Source organism: Pelomonas sp. V22, assembly GCF_030014915.1.
In the GTDB taxonomy this organism is placed as follows: Bacteria; Pseudomonadota; Gammaproteobacteria; order Burkholderiales; family Burkholderiaceae_C; genus JAUASW01.
This window is the reverse complement of the sequence record NZ_JAGIXS010000002.1, coordinates 250,475-275,529: the sequence shown is the minus strand read 5'-3', so window position 1 is coordinate 275,529 and position 25,055 is coordinate 250,475. Positions and strand designations below refer to the sequence as shown.

The following is a 25,055-nucleotide window of genomic DNA, read 5'->3' as shown; positions in this document are numbered from 1 at the left end:
TTCTCATGTGTCCAGAGTCTAGAGTCCGACACAGGATTCACTTCCTAGCGCCTAGCGCGGAGGGGCCGCAAAGCAGCCATCGTTGAACTACGGCAACCAACCTGCAACCGTCCTAGCTGCATTGCCGGATGTTTGTAGCGAATGCCTCCAATCTCGCCCATTCCGATGGTCAACCGTTCACGGCGGTAGCGGTCAGTTGCCAGCAAATACTTTTTGCCGGGCAGTCCGTCAACATGCCCCGGGGTCGATTCACCATTCGCCGTTTGCGTGTGGAAGAAGCTCCAGCGCTACCTACTGGGCCCCGTGGTGTGATTCGTTAACCGCCAAGCGGCGCGTGGCGCGGGGGCGTGCGAAGACCAGCACCGCGAAGGACAAACCGACCAACGCGACGCTGTCAGGCTCTGGCACCGCGTTGCCTGCATCGCGCTGTGCGAACAACAAAATCGCGCTGCAGCCTGATGCGTTACAGCCGTATGCGGAGATGTCGCCGAACTCGTTGATGTCTCGCGCCTCTTCGATCGTCCATCCGGAGGCTGGGTCGATCAGATCATTGAGATCTTGCATCACGCCGTTTTGATAAAGAAAAGCGTGATCGGGCCCGGCCGTGGTGTATGAGCGCCCAACGATCTGCCCGGAACTGTTGATGCCCCAGGCGAAGCTGTCGGTGCCGCCGAGCGTTCCGAGGTCCAGGACTGTGCCTGCGCTGTACAGCGCGGCATGGGCGCTTGTGTCCCCGGAAAGGAATGCATAGCCCACAGCTTGTCCAGCGTTGTTGATGCCGAGGGCCGTACTGACGGTGCCACCGAGCGTGCCTAGGTCAGTAACTGTGCCGTCGCTGAAAAGGGCTGCACGAGGAAACGCGTCTCCGGTTGTCCACGCGTATCCAACTGCTTGTCCGGCGTTGTTAATGTCAACGGCAGAGCTCTGGGATCCACCCAGCGTTCCCAGATCCGTGACAGTGCCGCCGCTAAATAGCGAAGCATGCCAAGAGTAGTTCCCGCTCGTGTAGGAATACCCAACGGCTTGCCCGAAGTCATTGATGGCCCATGCCATGCTGTTGTTGCCACCTAGCGTTCCCAAGTCCGTGACCGTGCCGCCGCTAAAGAGCGCAGCATGTTGCGCGGAGTTCCCACTCGTGTTGGCATACCCAACAGCCTGTCCGTAGCTATTGATACCGATTGCGGCACTGTAGGTGCCTCCCAGCGTGCCCAAGTCGATGACCGAGCCGCTGCCGAACAGTGCCGCATGGTCCGCTGAGTTCCCGCTGGTGCTTGCAAGTCCAGCCACTTGTCCGGCGTCGTTAATGCGGCGAGCGTTGTTGGTGGTGCCGCCCAGCGTGCCGAGTGGGGTAACTGAATAGAGCGCCTCAGCTGTCGCTGGCTGCCCGACAACGAGCATCGCCGATGCGGCCAGTGCGGCAATCCACTGAGCCAAGAAGCGAAGTCGGGAACGATTGGGACTCATACGCACTCCCTTGCACGGTCCGTTGAAGGTTCGATCTGGATGCTGTCCCATTTTTCGATCGGCATCATCAAGTCCACGCCTCCCCTAATGCCTGCGCTTGCTGCAGCACCAGCTCCACTGCCGCGTCTTGCATGTCCGGCGGGTACTTGTACTTCCGCAGGATGCGCTTGACCATCAGCCGCAGGCTGGCGCGCACGCTCTCGCGTTCGGACCAATCGACGCTAAGGTTCTTGCGCAGGTTCTCGGTCAGTTCGTGGGCGATTTTCTTCAGGGTCTCGTCAGTCAGCTCTTTGACCGCTGACTCGTTGTTAGCCAGCGCGTCGTAGAAGCGCACCTCATCGTCAGTTAGGCCCAATGCCTCACCACGTGACGCCGCCTCGCGGAACTTCTTGGCCATCTCGACCAGCTCTTCCATGACCTGGGCCGTCTCGATGGAGCGGTTCTGGTAGCGAGTGATGACCTGGCCCAGCAGCTCGGAAAACTTCTTCTGCTGCACAACGTTGGTGGCGAACTTGGACTTGATTTCGCCCTCCAGCAGCCTCTCCAGCAACTCGACGGCCAGATTGCGTTCGGGCAGGTTCTTCACCTGAGCCAGGAATTCGTCGTCGAGCAGGCCGATATTGGGCTTGTCCAGGCCCACGGCATCAAAGATGTCCACGACGCTGTCGGAGACCACAGCCTGGCTGATGATCTGGCGGATGGCCTGTTCGCGTTGCTCGTCGGTCTTCTTTTGCTGGGTGATGTCGCGCTTAGTCAGGATCACCTTGACCGCCTGCAGGAAGGCCACCTCTTCGCGCACGGCCTTGGCCTCATCCAGCGTGCAGCACAGGGTGAAGGCCTTGCTCATCGCTAGCGCAGCGTCGGCAAAGCGCTTCTTGCCGTCGCGGTTCACTTCGCTCCTCAGAGCCAGCACATGGTTCGCAGCGCCGGCCAGGGTCTTGTGACCGCCGGTGAGGAAGCCGCTCCAGTCGTAGCCGTGAAGCATGGCCCGCAGCACGTCCAGCTTCTCGGCCAACACGGCATAGGCCTCCTGTGCATCAACCGTCGGCCGGCCGCGACCTTGGCTGGCGGTGTACTCGCGCATGGCCGCCTTCAGCTCGTTGCCGATGCCGATGTAGTCAACCACCAGGCCACCCTGCTTGTCCTTGAAGACGCGGTTCACCCGGGCAATAGCCTGCATCAGGTTGTGGCCCTTCATCGGTTTGTCCACGTACATGGTGTTGACGCAGGGGGCGTCGAAGCCCGTGAGCCACATGTCCCGGACGATGACCAGCTTGAGTGGGTCTGCCGGGTCCTTGAAGCGCTTCTCCAGCCGCTTCTTGACCTGGCCGCTGTAGATATGTGGACGCAGCAGGGCCTTGTCGCTGGCCGAGCCGGTCATGATGATCTTGATGACGCCCTTCTCGGGGTCCGGGTCGTGCCAGCTCGGGCGGAGCTTGACGATTTCGTCGTACAGATGGACGCAGATGTCACGGCTCATCGCCACGACCATGGCCTTGCCACGCTGCGCTGCATCGCGGTCATCGAAATGCGCCACCAGATCGGCGGCCACGCTGGCCACGCGTGGGCCGGCCCCGACCACCTTTTCGAGTGCGGCCCAGCGGCTCTTGAGCTTGGCCTGGGTGCTTTCCTCCTCGTCCTCGGCCAGCTCGTCCACCTCGTCGTCAATGGCGGGCAACTCGTCATCCTTCAGTCGCAGCTTGGCCAGACGCGACTCGTAGTAGATGGCCACGGTGGCACCATCTTCCTTGGCCTGCTGCATGTCGTAGACATGGATGTAGTCGCCGAACACGGCGCGGGTGTCGCGGTCGGCGGCCGAGACGGGGGTGCCGGTGAAGGCCACAAAGGTGGCGTTTGGCAGCGCATCGCGCAGGTGCTGGGCGTAGCCAACCTGGTACTTGGTCTTGTACGCAGGGGACTCAAAATCCCCCGCCGTATGGGCAGGATCCGCGCCATCGGTCGTTACGGCGCTGCGACCCCACCCGCTGCGGATCTTGACCTCTTTGAGCTTGGCCTCGAAGCCGTATTGCGTGCGGTGGGCCTCATCGGCCATGACGACGATGTTGTGGCGGTCCGAGAGCATGGGGAACAGGTCCTCGTCTTCGCCGGGCATGAACTTCTGGATGGTCGCGAAGACGATGCCGCCGGAAGGGCGGTTGCTGAGCAGTGCGCGCAGCTCCTGGCGTGTCGTCGCCTGCACAGGCTGCTCGCGAAGCAGATCCTGGGCCAGGCTGAAAACGCCGAACAGCTGGCCGTCCAGGTCGTTGCGGTCGGTGATGACAACGATTGTGGGGTTCTCCATCGCCGGCTCTTGCATCACCCGGGCAGCGAAGCAGGTCATGGTGATGCTCTTGCCACTGCCTTGGGTATGCCAGACCACGCCGCCCTTGCCGCGCAGCGAAGCGGTGCTGTCGGGCCGTGATGCCGCCACCACATGCTCAATGGCGGCACGCACCGCGTGGAACTGGTGGTAGCCGGCGATCTTCTTGACCAGCCGGCCGTCGTCCTCGAAGAGCACGAAGTAGCGCAGATAGTCCAGCAGCATGGCCGGGGCTAGCGCGCCGCGTACCAGGGTCTCCAACTCGCTGAACTGGCCCAGCGGGTCCAGGTCAACCCCGTTGATGGTGCGCCACTGCAGGAAGCGTTCTTCGTCGGCTGAGAGGGAGCCCATGCGCGCTTCGGTACCGTCTGAGATGACCAGCATCTCGTTGTACTGGAAGACATCGGGGATCTGGGCTTTGTACGTCTGGATCTGGTCGAAGGCCTTCCAGATGTCCGCCTGCTCGTCGGCCGGGTTCTTCAGCTCGACGAGGACCAAAGGCAGGCCGTTGACGAACAGGACGATGTCGGGCCGTCGCGTGTGGTGTGCGCCCTTGATGGTGAACTGGTTGACCGCCCACCACTCGTTGTTGGCCACATCGGCCCAGTCGATCAGGCGGACGAAGTCACCACGCGTCTCGCCGTCCTTCTGATACAGCACCGGCACGCCACTGACCAGCAGCTTGTGGAAGGCGCGGTTGGCAGAAAGCAGTGCCGGGATGCCGAGGTCCAGCACTTGAGCGAGGGCATCGCCGTGGGCGCTGGCCGGCATGTTCGGGTTCAGCCGGTGGATCGCAGCAGCTAGACGGTCGCGCAGCAGCACCTGGCGGAAGTCGCTGCGCTGTGGGCTCTCACCGTCCGGGGCGATGGTCAGGCCGTGGTGATGGATCCATTCCAGGTCGGCCAGCCACCCCAGAGCTTCCTGTTCGAGTTGGTCTTCTGTCATCTACTCCTCGCTAGCCGTAGCTCTCGATCAACCACGGACGGTAAGACCGCCCAGGCAGTGGCATAGGCGACTCCAGCGCGCTCGCAGACCTGCGATCCTGGGTGGGGCAGCCAAGGTCATGTCAGAGCCTCTTCAGGGCTTTCAGCCGTCTCTGGTAGGCGCAGTTGGCCGGAGATGAGACGGGGGAGAAGAGTGTCACGGAGGTTGGCAAGTTCGCGGGCCTGGAGCGCGCCTCGAATGCGTCGATCAAGAATCGGGCCGATCAGCATGCCGAGCGTCTTGATCACCTCTCGCGATGGGAGCGCCAACTTGGCTTCCGTCAGGTGCTTCCTTTGAATATGTCCCATGGTCGTGGCTTTGTGGGCAGCGATCTCTCGGAAGCTGGGCAGGAAGTGGCGGGTCGCCAAGTAATAGAACCACTTGGGAACTAAGTTGGACGTCACCTTAAACAAGTGCTGATTCAGCGCACCGTCGCCACCGCACCAAAACTCGACCTCTAACGAGCCCGACCACGAGAAAAGCACATCCCCATCCTGAACCACGTACTCGGGCTTAAGGCGCGCACTCGCGCGGTCCGCTCCGGTTGTGTTGCCCGCTCTGAGTTGCGCGATCTTTACCACGGGCAAGTACTCGTCGTCGCTCTCAGGTGGGAATTTCTGAAGGGCGAGGCCGTTCAGGTAGATCGCAATGCCGTCGAGAGATTGCACGGACCAGCCACTTGGCACCTCCCCCAACTCCGAGTCCTCGAAGCTGTCGGGGAAGAGGGCGGCGGTGGCTTCGTCCATGCCGTCTGGGGGGCGGCCATCGCGCTTGGCGCGCACGGGGTCGAAGTCCACGAACCAGGACTTGAACAGCGCCTGGGCGATGGCTTCCAGCGTGGCGTTGGTTTCGCGGAGGATGGTGATGCGGTCGTCGAGTGCAGATAGGAAAGAGGCTATGCGCGCCTGTACGGCCAAGTCGGGCAAGGGAATCGAGAGCTCCTTCAGCATCGGCAGTGTGATGAAGAGCGTAGTCGTGCCTCGCGCCTTAGCTGTAAACGTCGCCGACAGATGACTGAGCACGTAGTAGAGATAACGGTTGCTCAGCTTTGCTGCATCTGCTGACCAAATCACGTAGACCCGCTGCCTTGCGGTGAATGCACCGTTGACGTAGAAGACCGGAAACACTGCATTTGCGTTGTTTCCACCTAGTAGCACGGCCTCGCGATCATGTTCGTAGTCGTTGATGCGCAGGACTTCCTTTCCACACGTAAAAAATGGATACCTTCCTTGCGAATCGGCCTCCGAGCTGTTTCGCCGACCAGAAGTAATCGAGACAAGTTCTCCAAGCGGCGTATGGTCAAAACTCATAACCCATCCCCCCAAGCTTGGCTCGGATCAACGCATCCAGCTTCGCTCCCTTGGCCATCTGCTCGCCCAGTTGCTCGGTCAACCGTGTCATCTTGTTGGCGAACGCCTCGTCATCGTCCTCGACCTCTTCAGTGCCTACATAGCGCCCCGGCGTCAGCACATGGCCGTGCTGGGCGATCTCTGCCAATGGGACGCTGCGGCAGAAGCCCGGCACGTCGGCGTACTCACCCAGGGGCTCACCGGCCGCCGCTTCACCGCGCCACGAGGCCACGGTGGCGGCGACGCGGGCGATGTCTTCATCGGCCAGCTCGCGCTGCACCCGGCTGATCATGCGGCCCAGCTTGCGGGCGTCGATGAACAAGACCTGACCCTTGCGCTCGGCTGGCTTGGTCTTGGCCAGGAACCACAGGCAGGCCGGGATCTGGGTATTGAAGAACAGCTGTCCGGGCAGGGCCACCATGACCTCCACCACATCGGCGTCCACCATTGCAGCGCGGATGACGCCCTCGCTGTTCTGGCTAGAGCTCATGGAGCCGTTGGCCAGCACGATGCCGGCGCGGCCGGTCGGCTTGAGGTGGTGCAGCATGTGCTGCAGCCAAGCGTAATTGGCGTTGCCTTGCGGCGGGTCTCCGTACTGCCAGCGCGGGTCACCTTCCAGGCTGCCGTGCCACCAGTCGCTGATGTTGAAGGGTGGGTTGGCCAGGATGTAGTCGGCCCGCAGGTCGGGGTGCTGATTGCGGGTGAAGGTGTCGCCGGGCTCGCGGCCCAGGTTGAAGTCGATGCCGCGGATGGCCAGGTTCATTGCTGCCAGACGCCAGGTGGTGGGGTTGCTCTCCTGGCCGTAAATGGACACGTCGCCCAGCTTGCCTCCGTGGGCCTCGATGAACTTCTCGCTTTGCACGAACATGCCGCCCGAGCCGCAGCACGGGTCGTAGACCTTGCCGTGATGGGGGGCCAGCACGGCGACCAGGGTGCGCACGATGGAGGCCGGCGTGTAGAACTGGCCGCCTTTCTTGCCCTCAGCACTGGCGAATTGGCCGAGGAAGTACTCGTAGACCTGGCCCAGCACATCACGGGCCAGGCCAGGGTCGTCACCGAAGCCGATGGTGGAGACCAAGTCCACCAGCTCGCCGAGCTTGCCGTCTGGCAGCTGGGCGCGGCCGTAACGCTTGTCGAGGATGCCCTTGAGCTTGGGGTTGTCAGCCTCGATCAGGGTCAGAGCGTCGTCGATGCTACGGCCGATGGTCGGCTGCTTGGCCTGGCCGCGTAGGTGCTCCCAGCGCGCACCCTCAGGCACCCAGAAGACGTTGGCCGAGGTGTAGTAGTCGCGGTCGTCAGCCTCGCCAGCGAGGTCGACCTCGCTGGCGTCTCCGTAGTAGTACTCGTCCTGCGGATTGCGCAGTCGGGCGATGACCTCGGCACGGCGGGCGGCGAAGGTGTCGGACACGTATTTCAGGAAGATCAAGCCAAGCACCAGGTGCTTGTATTCGGCGGCGTCCATGTTGGCGCGCAGCTTGTCAGCGGTGGCCCAGAGTGTTTTCTTGATGTCGTCGAGCATTGGGGGCGTGAAATCGCAGTGTCAGTTGGCTGAGCCGGAGGGTTGAAGGTGCGCTGCGTCCTTGGTGGACGCCAGTGCCACGGTCCAGTGACCACCAGGCTCCTGGCGGATGTTCAGCAGGTCATATGTCTTGAGCATGCTGACCAGGCCGGAGTGGCCGTATGACTGCGGTGAGAAGGCTGGATCGGCGCGACGCAGGTAGGACCCTAGCGTGCCGACATGGACCCGCCCGTCGGTTGTTTCTGCTGCCATAAGCTTGACGGCATTGACCAAGGCCTTCGGCCGCTGCTTGGGCTTGGGTTGGTCTGCTGGTTTGGTGGCTGGTGTCGCAGCCCCTGTGGCTGTAGTCGCATCGACAGGTGCCCACTCAAAGAACTGGTCACTGGCGTTGCGCAGGGCCTCGGGTGTCTTGGACTCGCCCACGATGTGGACCGTGGCCCCGCGTTCACGCAGCTTGCGACACAGCCCGGCGAAGTCTGAGTCGCTGGTGACCAAGCAGAACGTGTCCGCCCGCTGATCAAACAGGGCCTCGATGGCGTCCATGGCCAGCGCGATGTCCGAGGTGTTCTTGCCGGGCGAGTAGGTGTACTGGAGACAAGGGGTGAAGGCCCGTTTGACCAGGGCGTCTTGCCACTTGTTCGCCAAGGTGGTGTGGTTGCCAAATCCCCGGCGCAGTACGACCCGACCGAACTGGGCTGCTACCTGCAGGGCGTACTCAAGCACGTCAGGGGACGCGTTCTCGCAATCCACCAACACGGCAACCTTCGCGTCTGAATTGAGCTCTGTGGGCCCCATGGCTTCTCCCTGGATGCGGCAAGGATGATATGGGCCACGGGCAGGGGCAACACTGCAGCCAGGTCATTGTTTGCGGGGGCAGTGCGATTGGTGTTCCGACCCGAGGTGAAGATCGATAGGGCCCAGTTGGACATCGATGCCGCTGGCCACCTTCCTTCAATTCTGTCCAGCACGATCCTTGGAACGTTGTGACCGGGAGGGTCGTGTGCCGGTCACTCCAGGCGGGCAGTTCCACTGGGGTCTAACGGAGAGGTGCAGGCCGGAACGATGAGATGGAGCCCGAACACTACTAGTGGCATCAAGACCTGCGTCGATCCCTGTAAGTTGTTGATTTGTATTGAAAAACTTGTGTTCCCCAGGAGTTTCGAATTGCACTGTTTCATTGCCGTACTCGATCTCTGGCGCGGCAATGCGCTTGGCATCAAGCTCCAGCCGGTACCCGGTGACCTTGCTGATCAGGCTCTCTATTTCACGGGAATCCAGCTCAATGCAGCTGACCCAACCATCGTGCATGGCCAGCAGCACATGCCTGCCGTACTGCCGAAGCACTGCGCGCAGGGCCTTTGCTTCTATACCCTGAAGCAGGTGGCACAGCACCTGGCCTTCGTCAGCCTCTGCCGGGTCGATCTCCAACCCCATGGCGTTGATGACCTTGCCCCGCCGGACCGACTGGGTGGCAAGAACCGCCTTGCGAACCGCCCGGATCTCGGCGGCCAGCGCCTTTACAAATGGGTCGGCAAGAAAGCTGCCAAGCGCACTCGGCTTAAACAATTTCCCTAGGGCGGTCTTTGTCGAGTGCGATAGCCTTGCGCCATAGAGTAGTGCGATCAGGGCTTCTTTTACGTCGTCCTTGGGGGCGTTCGTGATGGCCATGAGCCCGGCCCGAATCGCTCGCTTGTTCGCGAGGTACGTATCGATTGTCGGACTGGGCACGCCAACTGCAGCTGCCATTTGGCGCAGGATGGAGAAGTGGCAGTTCTCGATGTCGTAGTCCCAATAGCCCACCAGTGCTGCGTTCCGCGCGTCGCGATGGATCGTTTGCACTCCACCGATGATCATGTAGAGCCTCCCGCTTGACTTCTGCTCGTACGACACGGGCACGAAGCCATCGGCCACGTGGTTGTAGCTGAGCTTGAGAAGGTGGCGTGCAGCGCGTCGGTGCTTTTCTTCAGACGCACAGTTGGCCATCCTTTCGAGTTCTGACCTGTTGACCCTGACCAAGTTGGCGCAGGTAGCTCCGGCCCACTTGGCGTTGTTGTTGTTGGCGTCCCGGGAGCGGATGGCTCGTGGTGGTGATCGAAGGACTCGACCGTCTGGCCGATGCAAGTCGTCAGGGTTTCGGTCGTCAAGGCAGTCATCCAACGCTTGTTTGAGAGCCGGGGCAGGCTTGAACCCGCTTGCCCAGCCCACCAAGTTGTCGCCCGGTACCACGACGAAGTAGCGGTGTCCCAGAACGCGCCTCATGCTGGCATCAGAGCCCCAAAGTTTGCGGCTTTGATCCTTTGTGAAAGGCATGAAGTCGTTGTACTGGCAGTGCCTGCGACTACCGCTAGACCAGTTCCAAAGCATCATGGCTATTCGATGCTGGTGCTCCAGGGGAAGCTCACTGAACTCGGGGATGCGATTGCGGATGTGTTCGACAAGTCGTGCGGGAAAGTACATGGCGTCTCAGGCTGATAGGTGGGCATCAATGCCAATTCAAGACATGCAGGCCACCGTGAACAGGCGACCTGTAGGCAAGTGGCTGAATCAGGCGATTGGGGCTGCGACGGTTCGCTCAGCCTCCAGCTTTTTGACCAGCATGCGGATCTCGTCATCGGACCTACCAGACACACGTGCTGCGTTGAGCGCAGCGATCTCCTGTTCGGGCCAGCCGACCGAACGCGGGCCAAGGCTGACCTGCCTTGTCCACAGCCCTTGCGAGATGCGCTGGTAGATGGTTGACCGTGAATGCCCTGTTCGAGCTTGGACGGTTGGAAGGCGCAGGATGGTGTGAGACATCGTCGTATCGCAATGGATGTTGAACATGAGTTCTGATTCCATCCAAGTTCGCCTGTTTTCAATCTCCAATCTGTTGTATGTCGTGGCTCGACGGCACTGGTTGTGCGCTGCACGGTGACGGAGTACGTCAATGCCTTAGGTCAGCGTTCTGCCATTCGCTTCGCCGGGTGGGGGCGCGGGCGATGGGCAGTACATGGACGGCCGCCATTGCGCATCAATTGAATCCACAAGGCCTTGCCTAAAATTTGGACATGGCAATGGGCAGAAAAACCGGCGGCAGGGTCGCCGGTACCGTGAACCGCAAGACCGCTGACGTGATCGAGCGGCTGGCGCAGTTGGGGTGCGATCCCATTGAGGGCATGGCCGTTTTGGCCATGGACGCCTGCAACCCCCCGGAACTGCGCGGACGCATGTATGCCGAGCTGGCCCAATATGTCGCGCCCAAGCGGCGGGCGTTGGACGTGGGTGCGGCTACCGCCCCGGTGGTCCAGATACGTCTAGGTATCCCGATGAAGGCTGAGGAAGCGCCGCCGGTTGACGCGGTCTAGCGGTCTAAGGTTGACCCAAGTAGACCCTGGCGCTTGAGCGGGTTTGCTCCACTATTGCTCCAACGGAGGCCCCTTGCGGCCTCAAAAAGCCTGTGTTGGAATGCAAACTGCCTCGTCCGAGGCAGCCATTGTTGGAGTGAATTCTTGGGCGGCTGATGGTCGCTAAGTGATTGTCACCAAAGGGAAATCAGACCAGTCCCTGCTTGCTCGCGAGCACCGCAGCTTCGGCGCGGCTCGACACATTCAGCTTCTTGTAGATCGACTTGATGTGGTCGTTGACCGTGAACCACTTGATGCCCATCAGGTTGGCGATTTCCTTGATGGTGAAGCCCTTGCTGAGGTAGGTCAGCACCTCGTTCTCGCGCGGCGTCAGTCGCTCCCACTCGGGTGGCGGATCGAGGGCCACCGAGCGGCTGTTGGGGGGCGGCGCATTGAAGGTCAAAGGGCCGAAGCCGGAATTGAGACCCATGGGGCCGCTGTCGCCGGTGGAGCCGGGGCGGAAGTGCGAGAGCAAGCGCCGTGCGATGGCGGGTGAGAGCGGCGGCTGCCCGCGCACGATGCGCTGCAGCTCTTCCACCAGGACCTCGAAGCGGTCTTCCTTCAGCAGGTAGCCATCGGCACCGCACTGCAGGGCAGGGAAGAGATGATCGTCATCGGAATAGAGCGTGGTGACGATCTTCACGGCGGGCATGCCGGCCAGCTCGGTCAGGAACTCCATGCCGTTGCCGTCGGGCAGTTCCAGGTCCACCAGCACCAGTTTGAAGCCGCCGTCGGCGCCGAGGCCTGCGTTCTTGGCGACGGAGCGGCGCGCGCCTTCCAGATCGCCGGCTTCGGTGATTTCCAAAGCGTCGCTGAAGCTCTCTCGCACGACTCTGCAGAGGAAGCTGCGGGCTACCGGGTTGTCTTCAACGATCAGTACTTTGACGGGCATGTCAGTGGGTTCCGCTCACGAGGCATCCTAGCTTACAAAGCCTGCGGCCCATGCCCCGCGAAAGCAGGTCACGTCGGGAGCGGCGACGGCCTGTCGCTTCGCCGCCGCAATGGCTCGCCCTGCGTTCAGTCGGTGCGCAGTACGAGCTTGCCCACAACCTGGCGGCTGGCCATGCGATCGAAGGCGGCAGGCAACTGTTCCATCGCCAGCACCCGGTCTAGCACCGGCTTGATCTTGCCCGCTGCGTACCAGGCGGCCAGCTCGCCCAACATGGCGGCGTTGCGGCGCGGCTCGCGCTTGGCGAACTCGCCCCAGAACACGCCGACGATGGAGGCTCCCTTGAGCAGCGCAAGATTCAAGGGCAGGGCTGGAATCTGGCCCTGAGCGAAGCCGACCACCAGGTAGCGGCCGCGCCAGGCAATGGACCGGAAGGCGGGTTCGGCGAGATCGCCACCAACCGGGTCGTAGATCACATCGGGGCCGCGACCTTCGGTCAGGGCCTTGAGTTCGTCGCGCAGATTGCCGCTTGCATAGTTGATCGCCGCATCGGCGCCGAGCTGCAGGCAGCGCTGGCATTTCTCGTCCGAACTTGCCGCCGCAATCACCCGTGCTCCAGCCGCCTTGGCGATCTGGATGGCGGCCGTGCCCACGCCGCCGGCAGCGCCGAGTACCAACACGGTCTCGCCAGGCTGCAGGGCCGCGCGGTCCATCAGCGCATGGTGACTGGTGGCATAGGTGCAAATGAAGGCCGCTGCGTCCTCGAAGGCAAAGCCTGGCGGCAGCGGCATGGCCAGCGCGGCAGGAATGCAGGCATGGGTGGCAAAGCCGCCGGTGCCGGCAAAGGCGGCGACCTCGTCGCCGGGCTTGAAGCCCATGACGCCTTCACCCACGGCATCGACCACGCCGGCGAACTCCGTGCCCGGCACGAAGGGCAGTGGCGGCTTGATCTGGTACTTGTTCTCGATGATCAGCAGGTCCGGGAAGTTCAGGCTGGCTGCCTTGATCGCGATGCGGATCTGGCCGGCGGCCGGCTCAGGCAGCGGCAGTTCTTTCCATTGCAGGGCGGCAACGCCGGTGGGGGTCTCGCACAGCCAGGCTTTCATCGCGCTTGCTCCAAGGTTTGTTCGTAGCTCGCGCCATGATAGGGAGGCACGGGTAGCGGAGCGGTCCCGGAGGTGACGCGCTGCCTACAATGAAGCCATGCGAATCTTGATTGCCAATGACGACGGATACCTGGCCCCTGGGCTGCATGCGCTGGTGAAGGCTTGCGAGGGGCTGGGGCAGATCGATGTGATCGCCCCTGAGCAGAATGCCAGCGGTACCTCCAATGCCCTGACACTGAGTCGGCCGTTATCGGTATTCCGCGCGCAGAACGGATTCCGCTACGTCAACGGCACGCCGTCCGATTGCGTCCACGTGGCCCTGACAGGCCTGCTGGACTACAAGCCCGATCTGGTCCTTTCTGGCATCAATAATGGCGCCAATATGGGCGACGACACCCTGTACTCCGGTACCGTCGCAGCCGCCACCGAAGGTTTCCTGTTCGGCATTCCGTCGATCGCCTTTTCGCAGGTCGACAAGGGGTGGGGCGAGCTCGAGGCCGCCGCGCAATTGGCGCGCAGCCTGGTAGAGCAAGTCATTGCAGAAGGTCTGAGCAAGCCCTTCCTGCTGAACGTGAACATTCCCAACCGGGCCGATGCGGTGGGTCTGCCTCGGCGCGTCACGCGCCTCGGGCGTCGCCATGCCAGCGAGCCGGTGATCGAACAGCTGAACCCGCGCGGCGAGCCCATCTACTGGATAGGCCCGGCCGGCGATGCGCGCGAGGCCGGCGAGGGCACCGACTTCCATGCGACCGGCAACGGCATGGTCTCGATCACGCCGCTGCAGGTGGACCTCACCGACCACGCCGGCCTGTCCGGCTGGGCCGCGCGCCTGGACGGCCGCCGATGAGCGAGGGTGCACCCAAGGCGCCCCGGCGCTTTCCGCTGGGGCTGGAGAAGATGCAAGCGGCACGGCCCGGCAGCAGCCGGGGCGAGGTCCTGCGTCCGCAGCGCCACCTGCACATGGCGGCGGCCGATGCGGCGCGTCAGGCCGCGCCCAGCGGCCTCGGTCTCGACTCGGTCGGCGTGCGCCAGCGCATGGTGCAGCGCTTGCGCGCCGAAGGCCTGTCGGACGAGCGCGTGCTGCAGGCCCTGGCCACGGTGCCGCGCCATCAGTTCGTCGACACGGCGCTGGCAATCCAGGCTTATGAAGACACCAGCCTGCCTATTGGCCATGGCCAGACCATCTCCAAGCCCTCGGTCGTCGGCCGCATGATCGAGCTGCTGTTCGCCGGTCAGGGCGCGCGCGCGCGTGGCGAACTCGGGCGCGTGCTTGAGATTGGCACCGGCTGCGGCTATCAGGCGGCCGTGCTGGCTGAACTCTCGCGCCAGGTCGTTTCCATCGAGCGTCTCAAGCCCTTGCACGACAAGGCGGTGAGCAACCTGGCGGCGCTGCGGGGCCACAAGATCCGCCTGATCTATGGCGATGGCAAGCTCGGCCATGCGCCGCTGGCGGCCTACGACAGCATCGTGGCCGCGGCCGGTGGCGACGACATCCCGCCGGCCTGGCTGGCCCAGCTGGCGCCGGGCGGTCGGCTGGTCGCGCCCATGGCTGCGCCGGGCGGGCGGGGCCAGGTGCTGGTGGTGGTGGATCATGTGCTCGAAGAGGGCCGCAGCCAGTTTGTCCGCAGCACCCAGGAAGCGGTGCAGTTCGTGCCCCTAAAATCGGGCGTCATGTAAGCGTCGGTCCGCGCGCAGCCGTTGTCGTGGTCCGGTGAAACCTAGCCTTGCAAAGAGCGCATGCACCTGAACACGAAACGCTTCGCCCCGGCCCTGTCGGCCATGTTGGTCTGCGGCATGGCCCTGCTGGCCGGCTGCTCCACGACCTCGCACCGCGCGCCTGTGGAGGATCGCCCCGTCTCTCAGCCCGCTCAGGCAAAACCTGCCCCCAGCGGCGTAGCAGCGGGCGCGCCCGGCGCTGCAGCCTCCGCGCCTGAGTCGCCCAAGCCTGGCGCCGAGAATGCCGGCAAGCCGGGCTACTACACGGTCAAGCCCGGTGATGCGCTGATACGCATCGCCTTGGACACCGGCCAGAACTGGCGCGACCTGGCGCGCTGGAACGGCCTTGAGAATCCGAACCGCATTGAGGTGGGTCAGGTCTTGCGCGTGATTGCACCCGGCGCCGAGCCGGGCACGGCCAGTACCCGTCCTATCGCCACGGCCAAGGTCGAGAGCCGTCCGCTGGACAGCAAGCCTGCAACGGCAGCGAGTGGTGCTGCTTCGGCAGCCGAGTCGGCCGCATCGTCGCCGTCGACGGCAGCAGCCGCCCCCGCGTCGGAAGACGATCTGCCCTGGGGCTGGCCGGGCAACGGTGCCGTGCTGAACGGCTTCGGCGAATCGCGCAACAACGGCCTGACCCTGGGCGGCAAGGCCGGCGATCCGGTCTATGCGGCGGCTGGTGGCCGCGTGATGTATGCGGGGTCGGGCTTGCGCGGCTACGGCAACGTGATCATCATTAAGCACAACAACACCTACCTCTCGGCCTATGGCCACAACCAGACTTTGCTGGTGAAGGAGGATCAGGTGGTGCGCAAGGGCCAGAGGATTGCCGACATGGGCGATAGCGACGCGGATCAGGTCAAGCTGCAGTTCGAAGTGCGCAAGCAGGGCAAGCCGATTGACCCTGCCAAACTGCTGCCTGCCAGGTAGCCCGATGCGACGCGCGATGAGAGGATGCCTCCATGAAGCACATCGCGCCCGTTGCCAAAGCTGTGCCGCCGCCTGAGCTCTTGCCGGACGGCGTGCCTGCCGAGCCAGGCAATGATGAGGAAGAAGAGGGCCAGCTGTTGCGCAACGGCGCGGCGCCGATGGCCGACATCGAGGTCGGCAATGCGTTGCAGGCCTATCTCCGCGACATCCGCCGCACGCCGCTGCTGACCTCGCAGCAGGAATTCGAGACCGCCACCCGCGCCCGCGCCGGCGATTTCGAGGCGCGCCAGGCCATGATCAAGCACAATCTGCGCCTGGTCGTCAGCATCGCCAAGAACTACCTGGGGCGTGGCCTGCCGATGAGCGACCTCATCGAAGAAGGCAACCTCGGCCTGATGCATGCCATCGGCAAGTTCGAGCCCGAACGCGGCTTCCGTTTCTCGACCTACGCGAGCTGGTGGATACGCCAGAGCATTGAGCGCGCGCTGATGCACCAGGCGCGGCTCGTGCGCCTGCCGGTGCACATCGTGCGCGAGCTCAACCATGTGCTGAAGGCGCGCCGCGCGCTCGAGGCCTTGCAGAGCCAGAACGGCGGCGAAGGCCTGGTGCGGGCCGAAGACATCGCCACTGCGCTGGGCCGGCCTATCGAGGAGGTGGCCGAACTGCTGGCCTATGCCGAGCTGCCGAGCTCGCTGGATTCACCGGTCGATCGCAATGGCGAAGGCGGCGAGTCGATGATGGATCTGGTGGCCGACGAGCAGGCCGTCGATCCACTCGGCCTGCGCCTCAGCCATGAGCTGGAAGAGCTGCTAGAGCATGGCCTGGCTACGTTGAACGACCGTGAGCGCGAGGTGCTGGCCGGCCGCTATGGCCTCAGTGACCGCGAGCCCGAGACGCTGGATGTGCTGGCCATCCGCCTCGGCCTGACCCGCGAGCGCATCCGCCAGATCCAGATCGAGGCGCTGGGCAAGCTCAAGCGCAACATGATGCGGCATGGGATCAATCGGGACGCGATCTTCTGACGTGCGAGGGCCTGGGATAATCAATCCCATGACTCAAGTTTCTGAATGGCTCAAGATCGACTCGCTCGATCTTGAAGCGCAGGGTGTTGCCCACAACGAAGAAGGCAAGGTGGTGTTCGTCGAGGGTGCCTTGCCCGGTGAACAGGTCCAGGTCACCGTGGGCCGCAAGAAGAACAACTGGGAGCAGGGCACGATGGTGGCCCTGCGGCGCGAAAGCCCGCTGCGCGTGACACCTGGCTGCCCGCATTTCGGGCTGCATGCCGGTGCCTGCGGTGGCTGCAAGATGCAGCACCTGCATGCCAGTGCCCAGGTGGCGGTGAAGCAGCGTGTGGTCGAGGACAACCTCTGGCACCTCGGCAAGGTCAAGCCTGAGCGGCTGCTGCGCCCGATCGAAGGGCCGACCTGGGGCTATCGCTACCGGGCCCGTTTCTCGGTCCGCTACGTCGCCAAGAAGGGCCAGGTGCTGATCGGCTTCCATGAGCGCAAGAGCCGCTATGTGGCCGACATGCAGGTCTGCAAGGTCGTGCCTGAGCGCGTCAGCGATCTGTTGATTCCGCTGCGCGAACTGATCTCCTCGATGGAAGAGCGCGACCGCCTGCCGCAGATCGAGCTGGCCATGGGCGATGACGTGATCGCCCTCGTGCTGCGCCACCTGAACCCGCTCGGCGCGGCCGACCTGCAGCGCCTGCGAGACTTCGCCGCCCAGCACGGCGTGCAATGGTGGCTCCAGCCCAAGGGACCGGACACGGTCAAGCTGCTGGATGAAGGTGGCACCGAGTTGTCGTACTCATTGCCCGAGTTCGGCGTCGTCATGCCCTTCAAGCCGACGGACTTCACCCAGGTCAATCCACATATCAACACGGTGCTGGTGGGGCGCGCGCTGCGCTTGCTGGCGGTGCAGAAGCACGAGCGCGTGATCGACTGGTTCTGCGGCCTCGGCAACTTCACCTTGCCATTGGCCACGCAGGCACGCGAGGTGCTGGGCATCGAGGGTAGCGAGACCCTGGTGCAGCGCTCGCGTGAGAACGCGGTGCGCAATGGCCTGGCTGCGAACACCTCTTTCGTCGCTCGCAATCTGTTCGAGATGACGCCCGAGTTGCTTGCGGCCGATGGCAGTGCCGACAAGTGGCTGGTCGACCCGCCGCGCGAAGGGGCTTTTGCCCTGGCCAAGGCGATTGCCGACATCGCGCAAGACCCGAACCTGGCCCCCGGCTGGACGCCGCCGAAGCGCATTGTCTACGTGAGCTGCAACCCGGCCACGCTGGCGCGCGATGCGGGGCTGCTGGTCAACCTGGCTGGCTACCGCTGTACGGCGGCGAGTGCGGTGAACATGTTCCCGCATACGGCGCACGTGGAAAGCATAGCGGTCTTCGAACGCTGAAATGAAGAAAGGGCCGTAAGGCCCTTTCTTCTTGCGCCGCGCAGCCGGCGCTACCTCCAGCGGCACCCGCGGAACTGGCTTTGCCAGGCCGCTGGGTGCGCCCCCTTGAGGGGGAGGCGCGTGAGCGCCTCGGGGGTGGTCAATCGGTCAGTCGCGTTCCCCGCCGAAGATGCCCAGCAGCGACAGCAGACTCTGGAACACGTTGTATGCATCCAGGTAGAGGTGCAGCGTGGCCGTGATGTAGTTGGTCTCGCCGCCGTCGATGATCTGCTTGATGTCGTACAGCATCAGGGCCGAGAAGACGGCCAGCACCAGCACCAGGATGGTCAGCATCAGGGCCGAGGACTGCAGGAAGATGTTGGCGATGCCGGCCACCATCAGGATCAGAGCGCCGACCAGCAGGAACTTGCCCATGCTCGACAGGTCGCGCTTGATTACCGTGGCCAGGCTGGCCATGGCGAAGAAGATCAGGCTGGTACCGCCAAAGGCTGTCATCACCAGGCTGGCGCCGTTGCGCAGGCCGAGCACGGGTATCAGCAGGCGCGACAGCATCAGGCCCATGAAGAACGTAAAGGCCAGCAGCGCCACGACGCCGGTGCTGGAGTTCTTGGTCTTCTCAATGACGAACATCAGGCCGAAGGCGCCGATGAAGAAGAGGATGGTGCTGGCGCCCATGCCCATGCTGGCGATGAGTCCGGTGCTGACGCCGATCCAGGCGCCCAGCACGGTGGGCACCATGGAAAGCGCGAGCAGCCAGTAGGTGTTGCGCAGCACGCGCTGCTGCTGCGAGGCCAGGTCGGCACCATAGCTGCTTCCGTACTGCGTTTGCAGACCTTCGTTCATGGACTTCCTCCGTTTGAATCAGGATGCGACGATTCTAGGCGCGCCATCCCTGCGCCCGCCGCAGCTAAAGTGCAGGCCTTTCCCAAAGATTCAAGAGCCGAGACCATGAACCAGAAACCCTGCCTCAGCCTGGACGACGTCAAGCGCATCGCCGCCGCAGCCGAAGCCGAGGCTGCGGCCAACCGCTGGGCCGTCTGCATCGCCATCGCCGACGAGGGCGGCCACCTGCTGTGGCTGCAGCGCATGGACGGCGCCGCACCCATCTCCGCGCAGATCGCCCCGGCCAAGGCCCATACGGCCGCGCTGGGCCGCCGCGAGTCCAAGGTCTACGAGGACATGATCAACCAGGGCCGCACGTCCTTCTTGAGCGCGCCCGGCCTCTCCGGCATGCTCGAAGGTGGCGTGCCCATCCTGGTGGGCGGCCATTGCCTGGGTGCCGTGGGTGTCAGCGGCGTCAAGTCCATCGAGGATGCGCAGATCGCCCGCGCGGGCATTGCCGCGCTGGTGTGACGAAAGTTTTACCAGGGCGCGGGGCTCGGGGATAACCCTGCTCGGATATACTCCACAGGTTTACCCGAAACCCACCGCACCCTCGCGAAACTCCACCCGTTTCCTCCACCGGATTCAGGCTCCTCGGCTGCTCAAACAGTCGGTCCCGGAGCAGAGCTGGGCGCGCGCACAATAACGGAGTTACCCGTGCTGCCCGATCTGCTCAATCATTCCCTCGCGATCCTCGCCCTGGCAGACGGCACGGTCTTCAAAGGCAGCTCCATCGGCGCTGCAGGCCACACCGTCGGCGAAGTGGTGTTCAACACCTCGCTGACCGGTTACCAGGAAATCCTCACCGACCCGAGCTACTGCCGGCAGATCGTCACCCTGACGTATCCGCACATCGGCAACTACGGCGTCAACGACGAGGATGTGGAGGCTACGAAGATCCATGCCGCAGGCTTGATCATCAAGGAACCGCCGGTTCTCGATTCCAACTTCCGCAAGAGCCGCACGCTCGTCCAGTACCTGAAGGACGAAGGCACGGTGGCGATTGCGCACATCGACACCCGCCGACTGACCCGCGTGCTGCGCACGACCGGCGCACAGAACGGCTGCATCCTCGCGCTGCCGGCCGGCGAGAAGATCACCGAAGCCCACATCGCCGATGCGATTGCCAAGGCCAAGGCCGCCCCGAGCATGGCGGGCCTTGATCTGGCCAAGGTGGTGAGCCGCACCGAGCGCGAAACCTGGACCCAGACGGAGTGGACCTTGGGTGCAGGCTATGGCGAGCAGAAGGCACCGAAGTTCCACGTCGTGGCCTACGACTTCGGCGTGAAGAGCAACATCCTGCGCATGCTGGCCTCGCGCGGCTGCAAGATCACCGTGGTGCCCGCGCAGACGCCGGCCAGCGCCGTGTTCGATCTCGAGCCCGATGGCGTGTTCCTGTCCAACGGCCCGGGCGACCCGGAGCCTTGCGACTACGCCATCAAGGCGGCCGCCCAGCTGATCGAATCCGGCATCCCGACCTTCGGCATATGCCTCGGTCACCAGATCATGGCCCTGGCCAGCGGCGCCAAGACCTTCAAGATGAAGTTCGGCCACCACGGCGCCAACCATCCGGTGAAAGACCTGGACAACGGCCGTGTCTCGATCACCAGTCAGAACCATGGCTTCGCGGTCGACGCCGAGTCGCTGCCGGCCAATCTGCGCCCCACGCACATCAGCCTGTTCGACGGCACGCTGCAGGGCCTCGCCCGCACCGACAAGCCGGCCTTCTGCTTCCAGGGCCACCCCGAGGCCAGCCCCGGCCCGCACGACATTTCCTACCTGTTCGACCGTTTCATCGGTCTGATGGCCAAGGCTTGAACAGGGAGCACCGCTATGCCAAAACGTACAGACATCAAGAGCGTCCTCATCATCGGCGCTGGCCCGATCATCATTGGCCAGGCCTGCGAGTTCGACTATTCCGGTGCCCAGGCCTGCAAGGCGCTGCGTGAGGAGGGCTACCGCGTCATCCTCGTGAACAGCAACCCGGCCACGATCATGACGGACCCGGACACGGCCGACGTCACCTACATCGAGCCCATCACCTGGCAGGTGGTCGAGAAGATCATCGCCAAGGAGCGCCCGGACGCAGTCCTGCCCACCATGGGCGGCCAGACCGCGCTGAACTGCGCGCTCGACCTGCACAAGCACGGCGTGCTCGACAAGTACAAGGTCGAGATGATCGGTGCCAACGAGCATGCGATCGAGAAGGCCGAGGATCGCCTGAAGTTCAAGGACGCGATGACCAAGATCGGCCTGGGCTCGGCCAAGTCCGGCATCGCGCATTCGCTGGAAGAAGCCTGGAGCGTGCAGAAGCGCATCCAGGCCGACATCGGCGGCTCCGGCTTCCCCATGGTCATTCGCCCCAGCTTCACCTTGGGCGGCACGGGCGGTGGCATTGCCTACAACCCGGAAGAGTTCGAAGAGATCTGCAAGCGTGGCCTCGACCTCTCGCCGACCAACGAGCTCTTGATCGAAGAGTCGCTGATCGGCTGGAAGGAGTACGAGATGGAAGTCGTGCGCGACCGCGCCGACAACTGCATCATCGTCTGCTCGATCGAGAACCTGGACCCCATGGGCATCCACACCGGCGACTCGATCACCGTGGCCCCGGCCCAGACGCTGACCGACAAGGAATACCAGCTGCTGCGCAACGCCTCCATCGCCATCCTGCGCGAAATCGGCGTGGACACCGGCGGCTCCAACGTGCAGTTCTCGATCAACCCGAAGGACGGCCGCATGGTCGTCATCGAGATGAACCCGCGCGTTTCGCGTTCGTCCGCACTGGCTTCCAAGGCCACCGGCTTCCCGATTGCCAAGATCGCGGCCAAGCTGGCCGTGGGCTACACGCTCGATGAGCTGAAGAACGACATCACCGGCGGCGTGACCCCGGCTTCGTTCGAGCCCTCGATCGACTACGTCGTCACCAAGATCCCGCGCTTCGCCTTCGAGAAGTTCCCGATGGCCGATTCGCGCCTGACGACGCAGATGAAGTCGGTCGGCGAAGTGATGGCCATGGGTCGCAGCTTCCAGGAATCGTTCCAGAAGGCGCTGCGCGGCCTGGAAACCGGCATCGACGGCCTGACCGAGCGCTCGACCGACCGTGAAGAGATCGTCCAGGAAATCGGCGAAGCCGGTCCTGAGCGCATCCTCTTCCTGGCCGACGCTTTTCGCATCGGCATGAGCCTCGAAGAGGTGTTCGATGAAACGGCCGTGGACCCCTGGTTCCTGGCCCAGATCGAACAGCTGGTGAAGATCGAGCAGTCGCTGGCCGGCCGCACGCTGCAAAGCCTCTCGACCGAAGAGCTGCGCCTTCTGAAGCAGAAGGGCTTCTCGGACAAGCGCCTGGCCAAGCTGCTGGGCACGAATCAGCATGAGGTGCGCAATGCGCGCTGGGCGCAAGGCGTGCGCCCGGTCTACAAGCGGGTGGACACCTGCGCGGCCGAGTTCGCCACCGAGACGGCCTACATGTATTCCACGTACGACGAGGAATGCGAAGCCGAGCCGACGAACAAGAAGAAGATCATGGTGCTGGGCGGTGGCCCGAACCGCATCGGCCAGGGCATCGAGTTCGACTACTGCTGCGTCCATGCCGCCCTCGCCATGCGCGAAGACGGCTACGAGACCATCATGGTCAACTGCAACCCGGAAACGGTTTCGACCGACTACGACACCTCGGACCGCCTCTACTTCGAGCCCGTGACGTTGGAAGACGTGCTCGAGATCGTCGAGAAGGAAAAGCCGGTCGGCGTGATCGTGCAGTACGGCGGCCAGACGCCGCTGAAGCTCGCGCTGGACCTGGAGCGCGCGGGCGTGCCCATCATCGGCACAACGCCCGACAGCATCGACATCGCTGAAGACCGCGAACGCTTCCAGAAGCTCCTGCATGAGCTGGGCCTGAAGCAGCCACCGAACCGCACCGCGCGCACCGAAGACCAGGCCGTGGCCCTGGCCAACGAGATCGGCTACCCGCTGGTGGTGCGCCCGAGCTATGTGCTGGGCGGCCGCGCGATGGAAATCGTGCACGGCGACAAGGACCTCGAGCGCTACATGCGTGAAGCGGTGCGTGTGTCGGACAAGTCGCCCGTGCTGCTGGATCGCTTCCTGGAAGACGCCGTTGAAGTCGATGCCGACTGCATCAGCGACGGCACCGACGTGATGATCGGCGGCATCATGGAGCACATTGAGGCGGCCGGCATCCACAGCGGCGACTCGGCTTGCTCGCTGCCGCCGTACACACTCTCCAGCGACCTGCAAGACGAACTGCGCCGCCAGACCGCCGCCATGGCCAAGGCCCTGAACGTCGTCGGCCTGATGAACGTGCAGTTCGCGATCCAGGGCGACGTGACCCAGGGCCTGTCGGCCTGCACGGTCTACGTGCTGGAAGTGAATCCGCGTGCCTCGCGCACCGTGCCCTTCGTCTCCAAGGCCACGGGCCAGCAACTGGCCAAGATCGCAGCGCGCTGCATGGCCGGCCAGAAGCTGAAGGACCAGAAGGACCGCCTGGGCCGCGTGCCGGCCGAGGTCGTGCCGCCGTACTACAGCGTCAAGGAAGCGGTGTTCCCGTTCAACAAGTTCCCTGGCGTCGACCCCATCCTGAGTCCCGAGATGCGCTCGACCGGTGAGGTGATGGGTGCGGCCAAGACCTTCGGTGAAGCGATGCTGAAGAGCCAGCTCGGTGCCGGCTCGCGCCTGCCGCGCCAGGGCAATGTCCTGATCACGGTGAAGAACGCCGACAAGGCCCGCGCCATCAAGGTGGCCAAGGACCTGCATGCGCTGGGCTTTGGCGTCGTGGCCACCAAGGGCACGGCAGCGGCCATCCAGGAAGCCGGCGTGCCTGCCCAGGTGGTCAACAAGATCAAGGACGGCCGCCCGCACATCGTCGACATGATCAAGGGTGGCGAGATCCAGCTGGTGTTCACCACCGTGGACGAAACCCGCACGGCGATTGCTGACAGCCGCTACATCCGCCAGGCCGCGCTTGCCAACCGCATCACCTACTACACGACCATGGCCGGTTGTGAGGCGGCGGTGGAGGGCATGAAGCACCAGAACGGCCTCTTGGTGCAATCCCTGCAGGAACTGCATGCCGAACTGAACTAAAATTCAGCGCACACGATTCCGCCGCAGCAGCCCGGGGTGCCAGCCCCAGGCCGCAGCGGCGGATTCATTTTGGTTTATCAAAGTTCCTTTCTTCCATGGCCACGATCCCTCTGACCACACGCGGCGCTGAAAAGCTCAAGCAAGAACTGCATCGACTGAAATCGGTCGAGCGTCATGCCGTGATCCAGGCCATCGCCGAAGCCCGCGCCCAGGGCGACCTGTCCGAGAACGCCGAATACGAGGCTGCCAAGGACAAGCAAGGCTTCATCGAAGGCCGCATCCTCGAGATCGAGGGCAAGCTGGCGGCTGCGCAGATCATCGACCCCTCCTCGGTGGACGCCGGCGGCCGCATCGTCTTCGGCACCACCGTCGACCTGGAGGAAGAATCCAGCGGCGCCGAGGTGACCTACCAGATCGTTGGCGACGACGAGGCCGACTTGAAGCTGGGCCTGATCTCGATCAGCTCGCCGATTGCCCGTGCCTTGATCGGCAAGGAAGCCGGCGACGTGGCCGAGGTGAATGCACCGGGCGGCGTCAAGCGCTACGAAATCGTCGAAGTCCGCTACGTCTGATCGAGCTGATGCTGTATCGCGTTCGCGCCGTGCTGGCCGCCCTGTGGGGCGGCCTTCTCGTTTGCGTGGCGGCCGTGGCCGCGCCCAGCGCGTTTGCAATGCTTGAGCGTGCCCAGGCCGGTAAGCTGGTGGCCCGCGTGTTCGAACTGGATGCGCAGATCAGCCTCGGCCTCGGGCTCATGCTGCTGATGGTGGAACGTCGCTTGCAACGAGATGCGGCCGGTCCGGTCATGACGCCCAACCTGCTGCTGCCGATGGCTGCGCTGTTCTGCACGGCCGCCGGCTACTACGGCATCCAGCCGCTGATGGAAGCGGCGCGGGCGGGGCAGGGGGCTTGGTCGTTTGGCGCGCTGCACGCGGTCTCCAGCCTGTTCTTCGGGCTCAAAACGCTGGCGGTGCTGGTGTTGGCCTGGCGCGCATCCCGCGCGCCGGCCTGAG

The 25,055-nt window shown here is 63.7% G+C and carries 21 protein-coding genes; 11 read left to right on the top strand and 10 right to left on the bottom strand.

Annotation, left to right across the window (positions count from 1 at the left end; translation table 11 throughout):
- Positions 1-291: 291 nt before the first annotated feature.
- The 7 genes from J7U46_RS10540 to J7U46_RS10510 form a co-directional block, all read right to left on the bottom strand.
- Complete coding sequence (locus tag J7U46_RS10540; protein ID WP_282825547.1) at positions 292-1,464, bottom strand: HAF repeat-containing protein; 1,173 nt, start codon at positions 1,462-1,464, stop codon at positions 292-294.
- 67 nt (positions 1,465-1,531) lie between these two features.
- On the bottom strand, positions 1,532-4,729 hold the full coding sequence (locus J7U46_RS10535; RefSeq protein ID WP_282825546.1) for a type I restriction endonuclease subunit R: 3,198 nt from the start codon (positions 4,727-4,729) through the stop codon (positions 1,532-1,534).
- 116 nt (positions 4,730-4,845) lie between these two features.
- Positions 4,846-6,078, bottom strand: a complete 1,233-nt coding sequence (locus J7U46_RS10530; protein ID WP_282825544.1) for a restriction endonuclease subunit S — start codon at positions 6,076-6,078, stop codon at positions 4,846-4,848.
- Complete coding sequence (locus tag J7U46_RS10525; RefSeq protein ID WP_282825543.1) at positions 6,068-7,636, bottom strand: class I SAM-dependent DNA methyltransferase; 1,569 nt, start codon at positions 7,634-7,636, stop codon at positions 6,068-6,070. Before J7U46_RS10525 ends, J7U46_RS10530 begins: the two co-directional genes overlap by 11 nt.
- A 21-nt stretch (positions 7,637-7,657) precedes the next feature.
- Positions 7,658-8,431 (bottom strand): NYN domain-containing protein, encoded by a 774-nt coding sequence (locus J7U46_RS10520; RefSeq protein WP_282825541.1) that lies wholly within the window; start codon positions 8,429-8,431, stop codon positions 7,658-7,660.
- A gap of 156 nt (positions 8,432-8,587) precedes the next feature.
- On the bottom strand, positions 8,588-10,093 hold the full coding sequence (locus J7U46_RS10515; RefSeq protein ID WP_282825539.1) for a hypothetical protein: 1,506 nt from the start codon (positions 10,091-10,093) through the stop codon (positions 8,588-8,590).
- Positions 10,094-10,180: 87 nt separating this feature from the next.
- Complete coding sequence (locus J7U46_RS10510; protein WP_282825537.1) at positions 10,181-10,459, bottom strand: AlpA family phage regulatory protein; 279 nt, start codon at positions 10,457-10,459, stop codon at positions 10,181-10,183.
- A 230-nt stretch (positions 10,460-10,689) separates the two neighbouring features.
- Between J7U46_RS10510 and J7U46_RS10505 the strand changes: the two genes are divergently transcribed.
- A complete protein-coding gene (locus J7U46_RS10505) occupies positions 10,690-10,980 on the top strand; it encodes a hypothetical protein (RefSeq protein ID WP_282825536.1) in 291 nt (96 codons plus the stop codon).
- A gap of 187 nt (positions 10,981-11,167) precedes the next feature.
- Here the strand turns inward: J7U46_RS10505 and J7U46_RS10500 are convergent, their stop codons facing one another.
- Both J7U46_RS10500 and J7U46_RS10495 read right to left on the bottom strand, forming a co-directional pair.
- Positions 11,168-11,911 (bottom strand): response regulator transcription factor, encoded by a 744-nt coding sequence (locus J7U46_RS10500; protein WP_282825534.1) that lies wholly within the window; start codon positions 11,909-11,911, stop codon positions 11,168-11,170.
- Between the two features lie 125 nt (positions 11,912-12,036).
- A complete protein-coding gene (locus tag J7U46_RS10495; protein WP_282825532.1) occupies positions 12,037-13,014 on the bottom strand; it encodes an NADPH:quinone oxidoreductase family protein in 978 nt (325 codons plus the stop codon).
- Between the two features lie 97 nt (positions 13,015-13,111).
- Here J7U46_RS10495 and surE point away from each other — a divergent pair, with 97 nt between their 5' ends.
- The 5 genes from surE (at position 13,112) to rlmD (ending at position 18,063) form a co-directional block, all read left to right on the top strand.
- Entirely contained in the window at positions 13,112-13,861 is a 750-nt protein-coding gene (gene surE / locus J7U46_RS10490) for a 5'/3'-nucleotidase SurE (protein WP_282825530.1), read from the top strand.
- Positions 13,858-14,691 carry a protein-L-isoaspartate(D-aspartate) O-methyltransferase gene (locus tag J7U46_RS10485; protein WP_282825528.1) on the top strand — a complete coding sequence of 278 codons (834 nt, stop codon included), beginning with the start codon at positions 13,858-13,860 and terminating at the stop codon, positions 14,689-14,691. The genes surE and J7U46_RS10485 overlap by 4 nt, the downstream gene beginning before the upstream one ends.
- 60 nt (positions 14,692-14,751) lie before the next feature.
- Positions 14,752-15,660 carry a peptidoglycan DD-metalloendopeptidase family protein gene (locus J7U46_RS10480; protein WP_282825526.1) on the top strand — a complete coding sequence of 303 codons (909 nt, stop codon included), beginning with the start codon at positions 14,752-14,754 and terminating at the stop codon, positions 15,658-15,660.
- Between the two features lie 158 nt (positions 15,661-15,818).
- Complete coding sequence (gene rpoS / locus J7U46_RS10475) at positions 15,819-16,682, top strand: RNA polymerase sigma factor RpoS (RefSeq protein ID WP_282826196.1); 864 nt, start codon at positions 15,819-15,821, stop codon at positions 16,680-16,682.
- 28 nt (positions 16,683-16,710) lie between these two features.
- Entirely contained in the window at positions 16,711-18,063 is a 1,353-nt protein-coding gene (gene rlmD / locus J7U46_RS10470; protein WP_282825524.1) for a 23S rRNA (uracil(1939)-C(5))-methyltransferase RlmD, read from the top strand.
- A gap of 147 nt (positions 18,064-18,210) precedes the next feature.
- Here rlmD and J7U46_RS10465 read toward each other — a convergent pair whose 3' ends face one another.
- Positions 18,211-18,906, bottom strand: coding sequence for a Bax inhibitor-1 family protein (locus J7U46_RS10465; RefSeq protein WP_282825521.1), 696 nt, complete (start codon positions 18,904-18,906; stop codon positions 18,211-18,213).
- Positions 18,907-19,011: 105 nt separating this feature from the next.
- Here J7U46_RS10465 and J7U46_RS10460 point away from each other — a divergent pair, with 105 nt between their 5' ends.
- The 5 genes from J7U46_RS10460 (at position 19,012) to J7U46_RS10440 (ending at position 25,054) form a co-directional block, all read left to right on the top strand.
- Entirely contained in the window at positions 19,012-19,416 is a 405-nt protein-coding gene (locus J7U46_RS10460; protein WP_282825519.1) for a heme-binding protein, read from the top strand.
- Positions 19,417-19,602: 186 nt separating this feature from the next.
- Positions 19,603-20,763 (top strand): glutamine-hydrolyzing carbamoyl-phosphate synthase small subunit, encoded by a 1,161-nt coding sequence (gene carA, locus J7U46_RS10455; protein ID WP_282825517.1) that lies wholly within the window; start codon positions 19,603-19,605, stop codon positions 20,761-20,763.
- 15 nt (positions 20,764-20,778) lie between these two features.
- Positions 20,779-24,045, top strand: coding sequence for a carbamoyl-phosphate synthase large subunit (gene carB, locus J7U46_RS10450; protein ID WP_282825515.1), 3,267 nt, complete (start codon positions 20,779-20,781; stop codon positions 24,043-24,045).
- A 95-nt stretch (positions 24,046-24,140) separates the two neighbouring features.
- Positions 24,141-24,617 carry a transcription elongation factor GreA gene (gene greA / locus J7U46_RS10445; RefSeq protein WP_282825514.1) on the top strand — a complete coding sequence of 159 codons (477 nt, stop codon included), beginning with the start codon at positions 24,141-24,143 and terminating at the stop codon, positions 24,615-24,617.
- 8 nt (positions 24,618-24,625) lie between these two features.
- Positions 24,626-25,054, top strand: a complete 429-nt coding sequence (locus J7U46_RS10440) for a DUF4149 domain-containing protein (protein ID WP_282825512.1) — start codon at positions 24,626-24,628, stop codon at positions 25,052-25,054.
- Position 25,055: the final 1 nt, after the last annotated feature.

Bases quoted from the DNA above. Each gene is read 5' to 3' on its own strand.
- J7U46_RS10535 (WP_282825546.1), bottom strand. From the start codon at position 4,729: ATGACAGAAGACCAACTCGAACAGGAAGCTCTGGGGTGGCTGGCCGAC.
- rpoS (WP_282826196.1), top strand. From the start codon at position 15,819: ATGGCCGACATCGAGGTCGGCAATGCGTTGCAGGCCTATCTCCGCGAC.
- J7U46_RS10520 (WP_282825541.1), bottom strand. From the start codon at position 8,431: ATGGGGCCCACAGAGCTCAATTCAGACGCGAAGGTTGCCGTGTTGGTG.
- J7U46_RS10525 (WP_282825543.1), bottom strand. From the start codon at position 7,636: ATGCTCGACGACATCAAGAAAACACTCTGGGCCACCGCTGACAAGCTG.
- J7U46_RS10465 (WP_282825521.1), bottom strand. From the start codon at position 18,906: ATGAACGAAGGTCTGCAAACGCAGTACGGAAGCAGCTATGGTGCCGAC.
- J7U46_RS10540 (WP_282825547.1), bottom strand. From the start codon at position 1,464: ATGAGTCCCAATCGTTCCCGACTTCGCTTCTTGGCTCAGTGGATTGCC.
- J7U46_RS10510 (WP_282825537.1), bottom strand. From the start codon at position 10,459: ATGTTCAACATCCATTGCGATACGACGATGTCTCACACCATCCTGCGC.
- carB (WP_282825515.1), top strand. From the start codon at position 20,779: ATGCCAAAACGTACAGACATCAAGAGCGTCCTCATCATCGGCGCTGGC.
- rlmD (WP_282825524.1), top strand. From the start codon at position 16,711: ATGACTCAAGTTTCTGAATGGCTCAAGATCGACTCGCTCGATCTTGAA.
- J7U46_RS10530 (WP_282825544.1), bottom strand. From the start codon at position 6,078: ATGAGTTTTGACCATACGCCGCTTGGAGAACTTGTCTCGATTACTTCT.
- J7U46_RS10485 (WP_282825528.1), top strand. From the start codon at position 13,858: ATGAGCGAGGGTGCACCCAAGGCGCCCCGGCGCTTTCCGCTGGGGCTG.
- J7U46_RS10480 (WP_282825526.1), top strand. From the start codon at position 14,752: ATGCACCTGAACACGAAACGCTTCGCCCCGGCCCTGTCGGCCATGTTG.
- surE (WP_282825530.1), top strand. From the start codon at position 13,112: ATGCGAATCTTGATTGCCAATGACGACGGATACCTGGCCCCTGGGCTG.
- J7U46_RS10505 (WP_282825536.1), top strand. From the start codon at position 10,690: ATGGGCAGAAAAACCGGCGGCAGGGTCGCCGGTACCGTGAACCGCAAG.
- J7U46_RS10460 (WP_282825519.1), top strand. From the start codon at position 19,012: ATGAACCAGAAACCCTGCCTCAGCCTGGACGACGTCAAGCGCATCGCC.
- J7U46_RS10440 (WP_282825512.1), top strand. From the start codon at position 24,626: ATGCTGTATCGCGTTCGCGCCGTGCTGGCCGCCCTGTGGGGCGGCCTT.
- J7U46_RS10515 (WP_282825539.1), bottom strand. From the start codon at position 10,093: ATGTACTTTCCCGCACGACTTGTCGAACACATCCGCAATCGCATCCCC.
- J7U46_RS10500 (WP_282825534.1), bottom strand. From the start codon at position 11,911: ATGCCCGTCAAAGTACTGATCGTTGAAGACAACCCGGTAGCCCGCAGC.
- J7U46_RS10495 (WP_282825532.1), bottom strand. From the start codon at position 13,014: ATGAAAGCCTGGCTGTGCGAGACCCCCACCGGCGTTGCCGCCCTGCAA.
- greA (WP_282825514.1), top strand. From the start codon at position 24,141: ATGGCCACGATCCCTCTGACCACACGCGGCGCTGAAAAGCTCAAGCAA.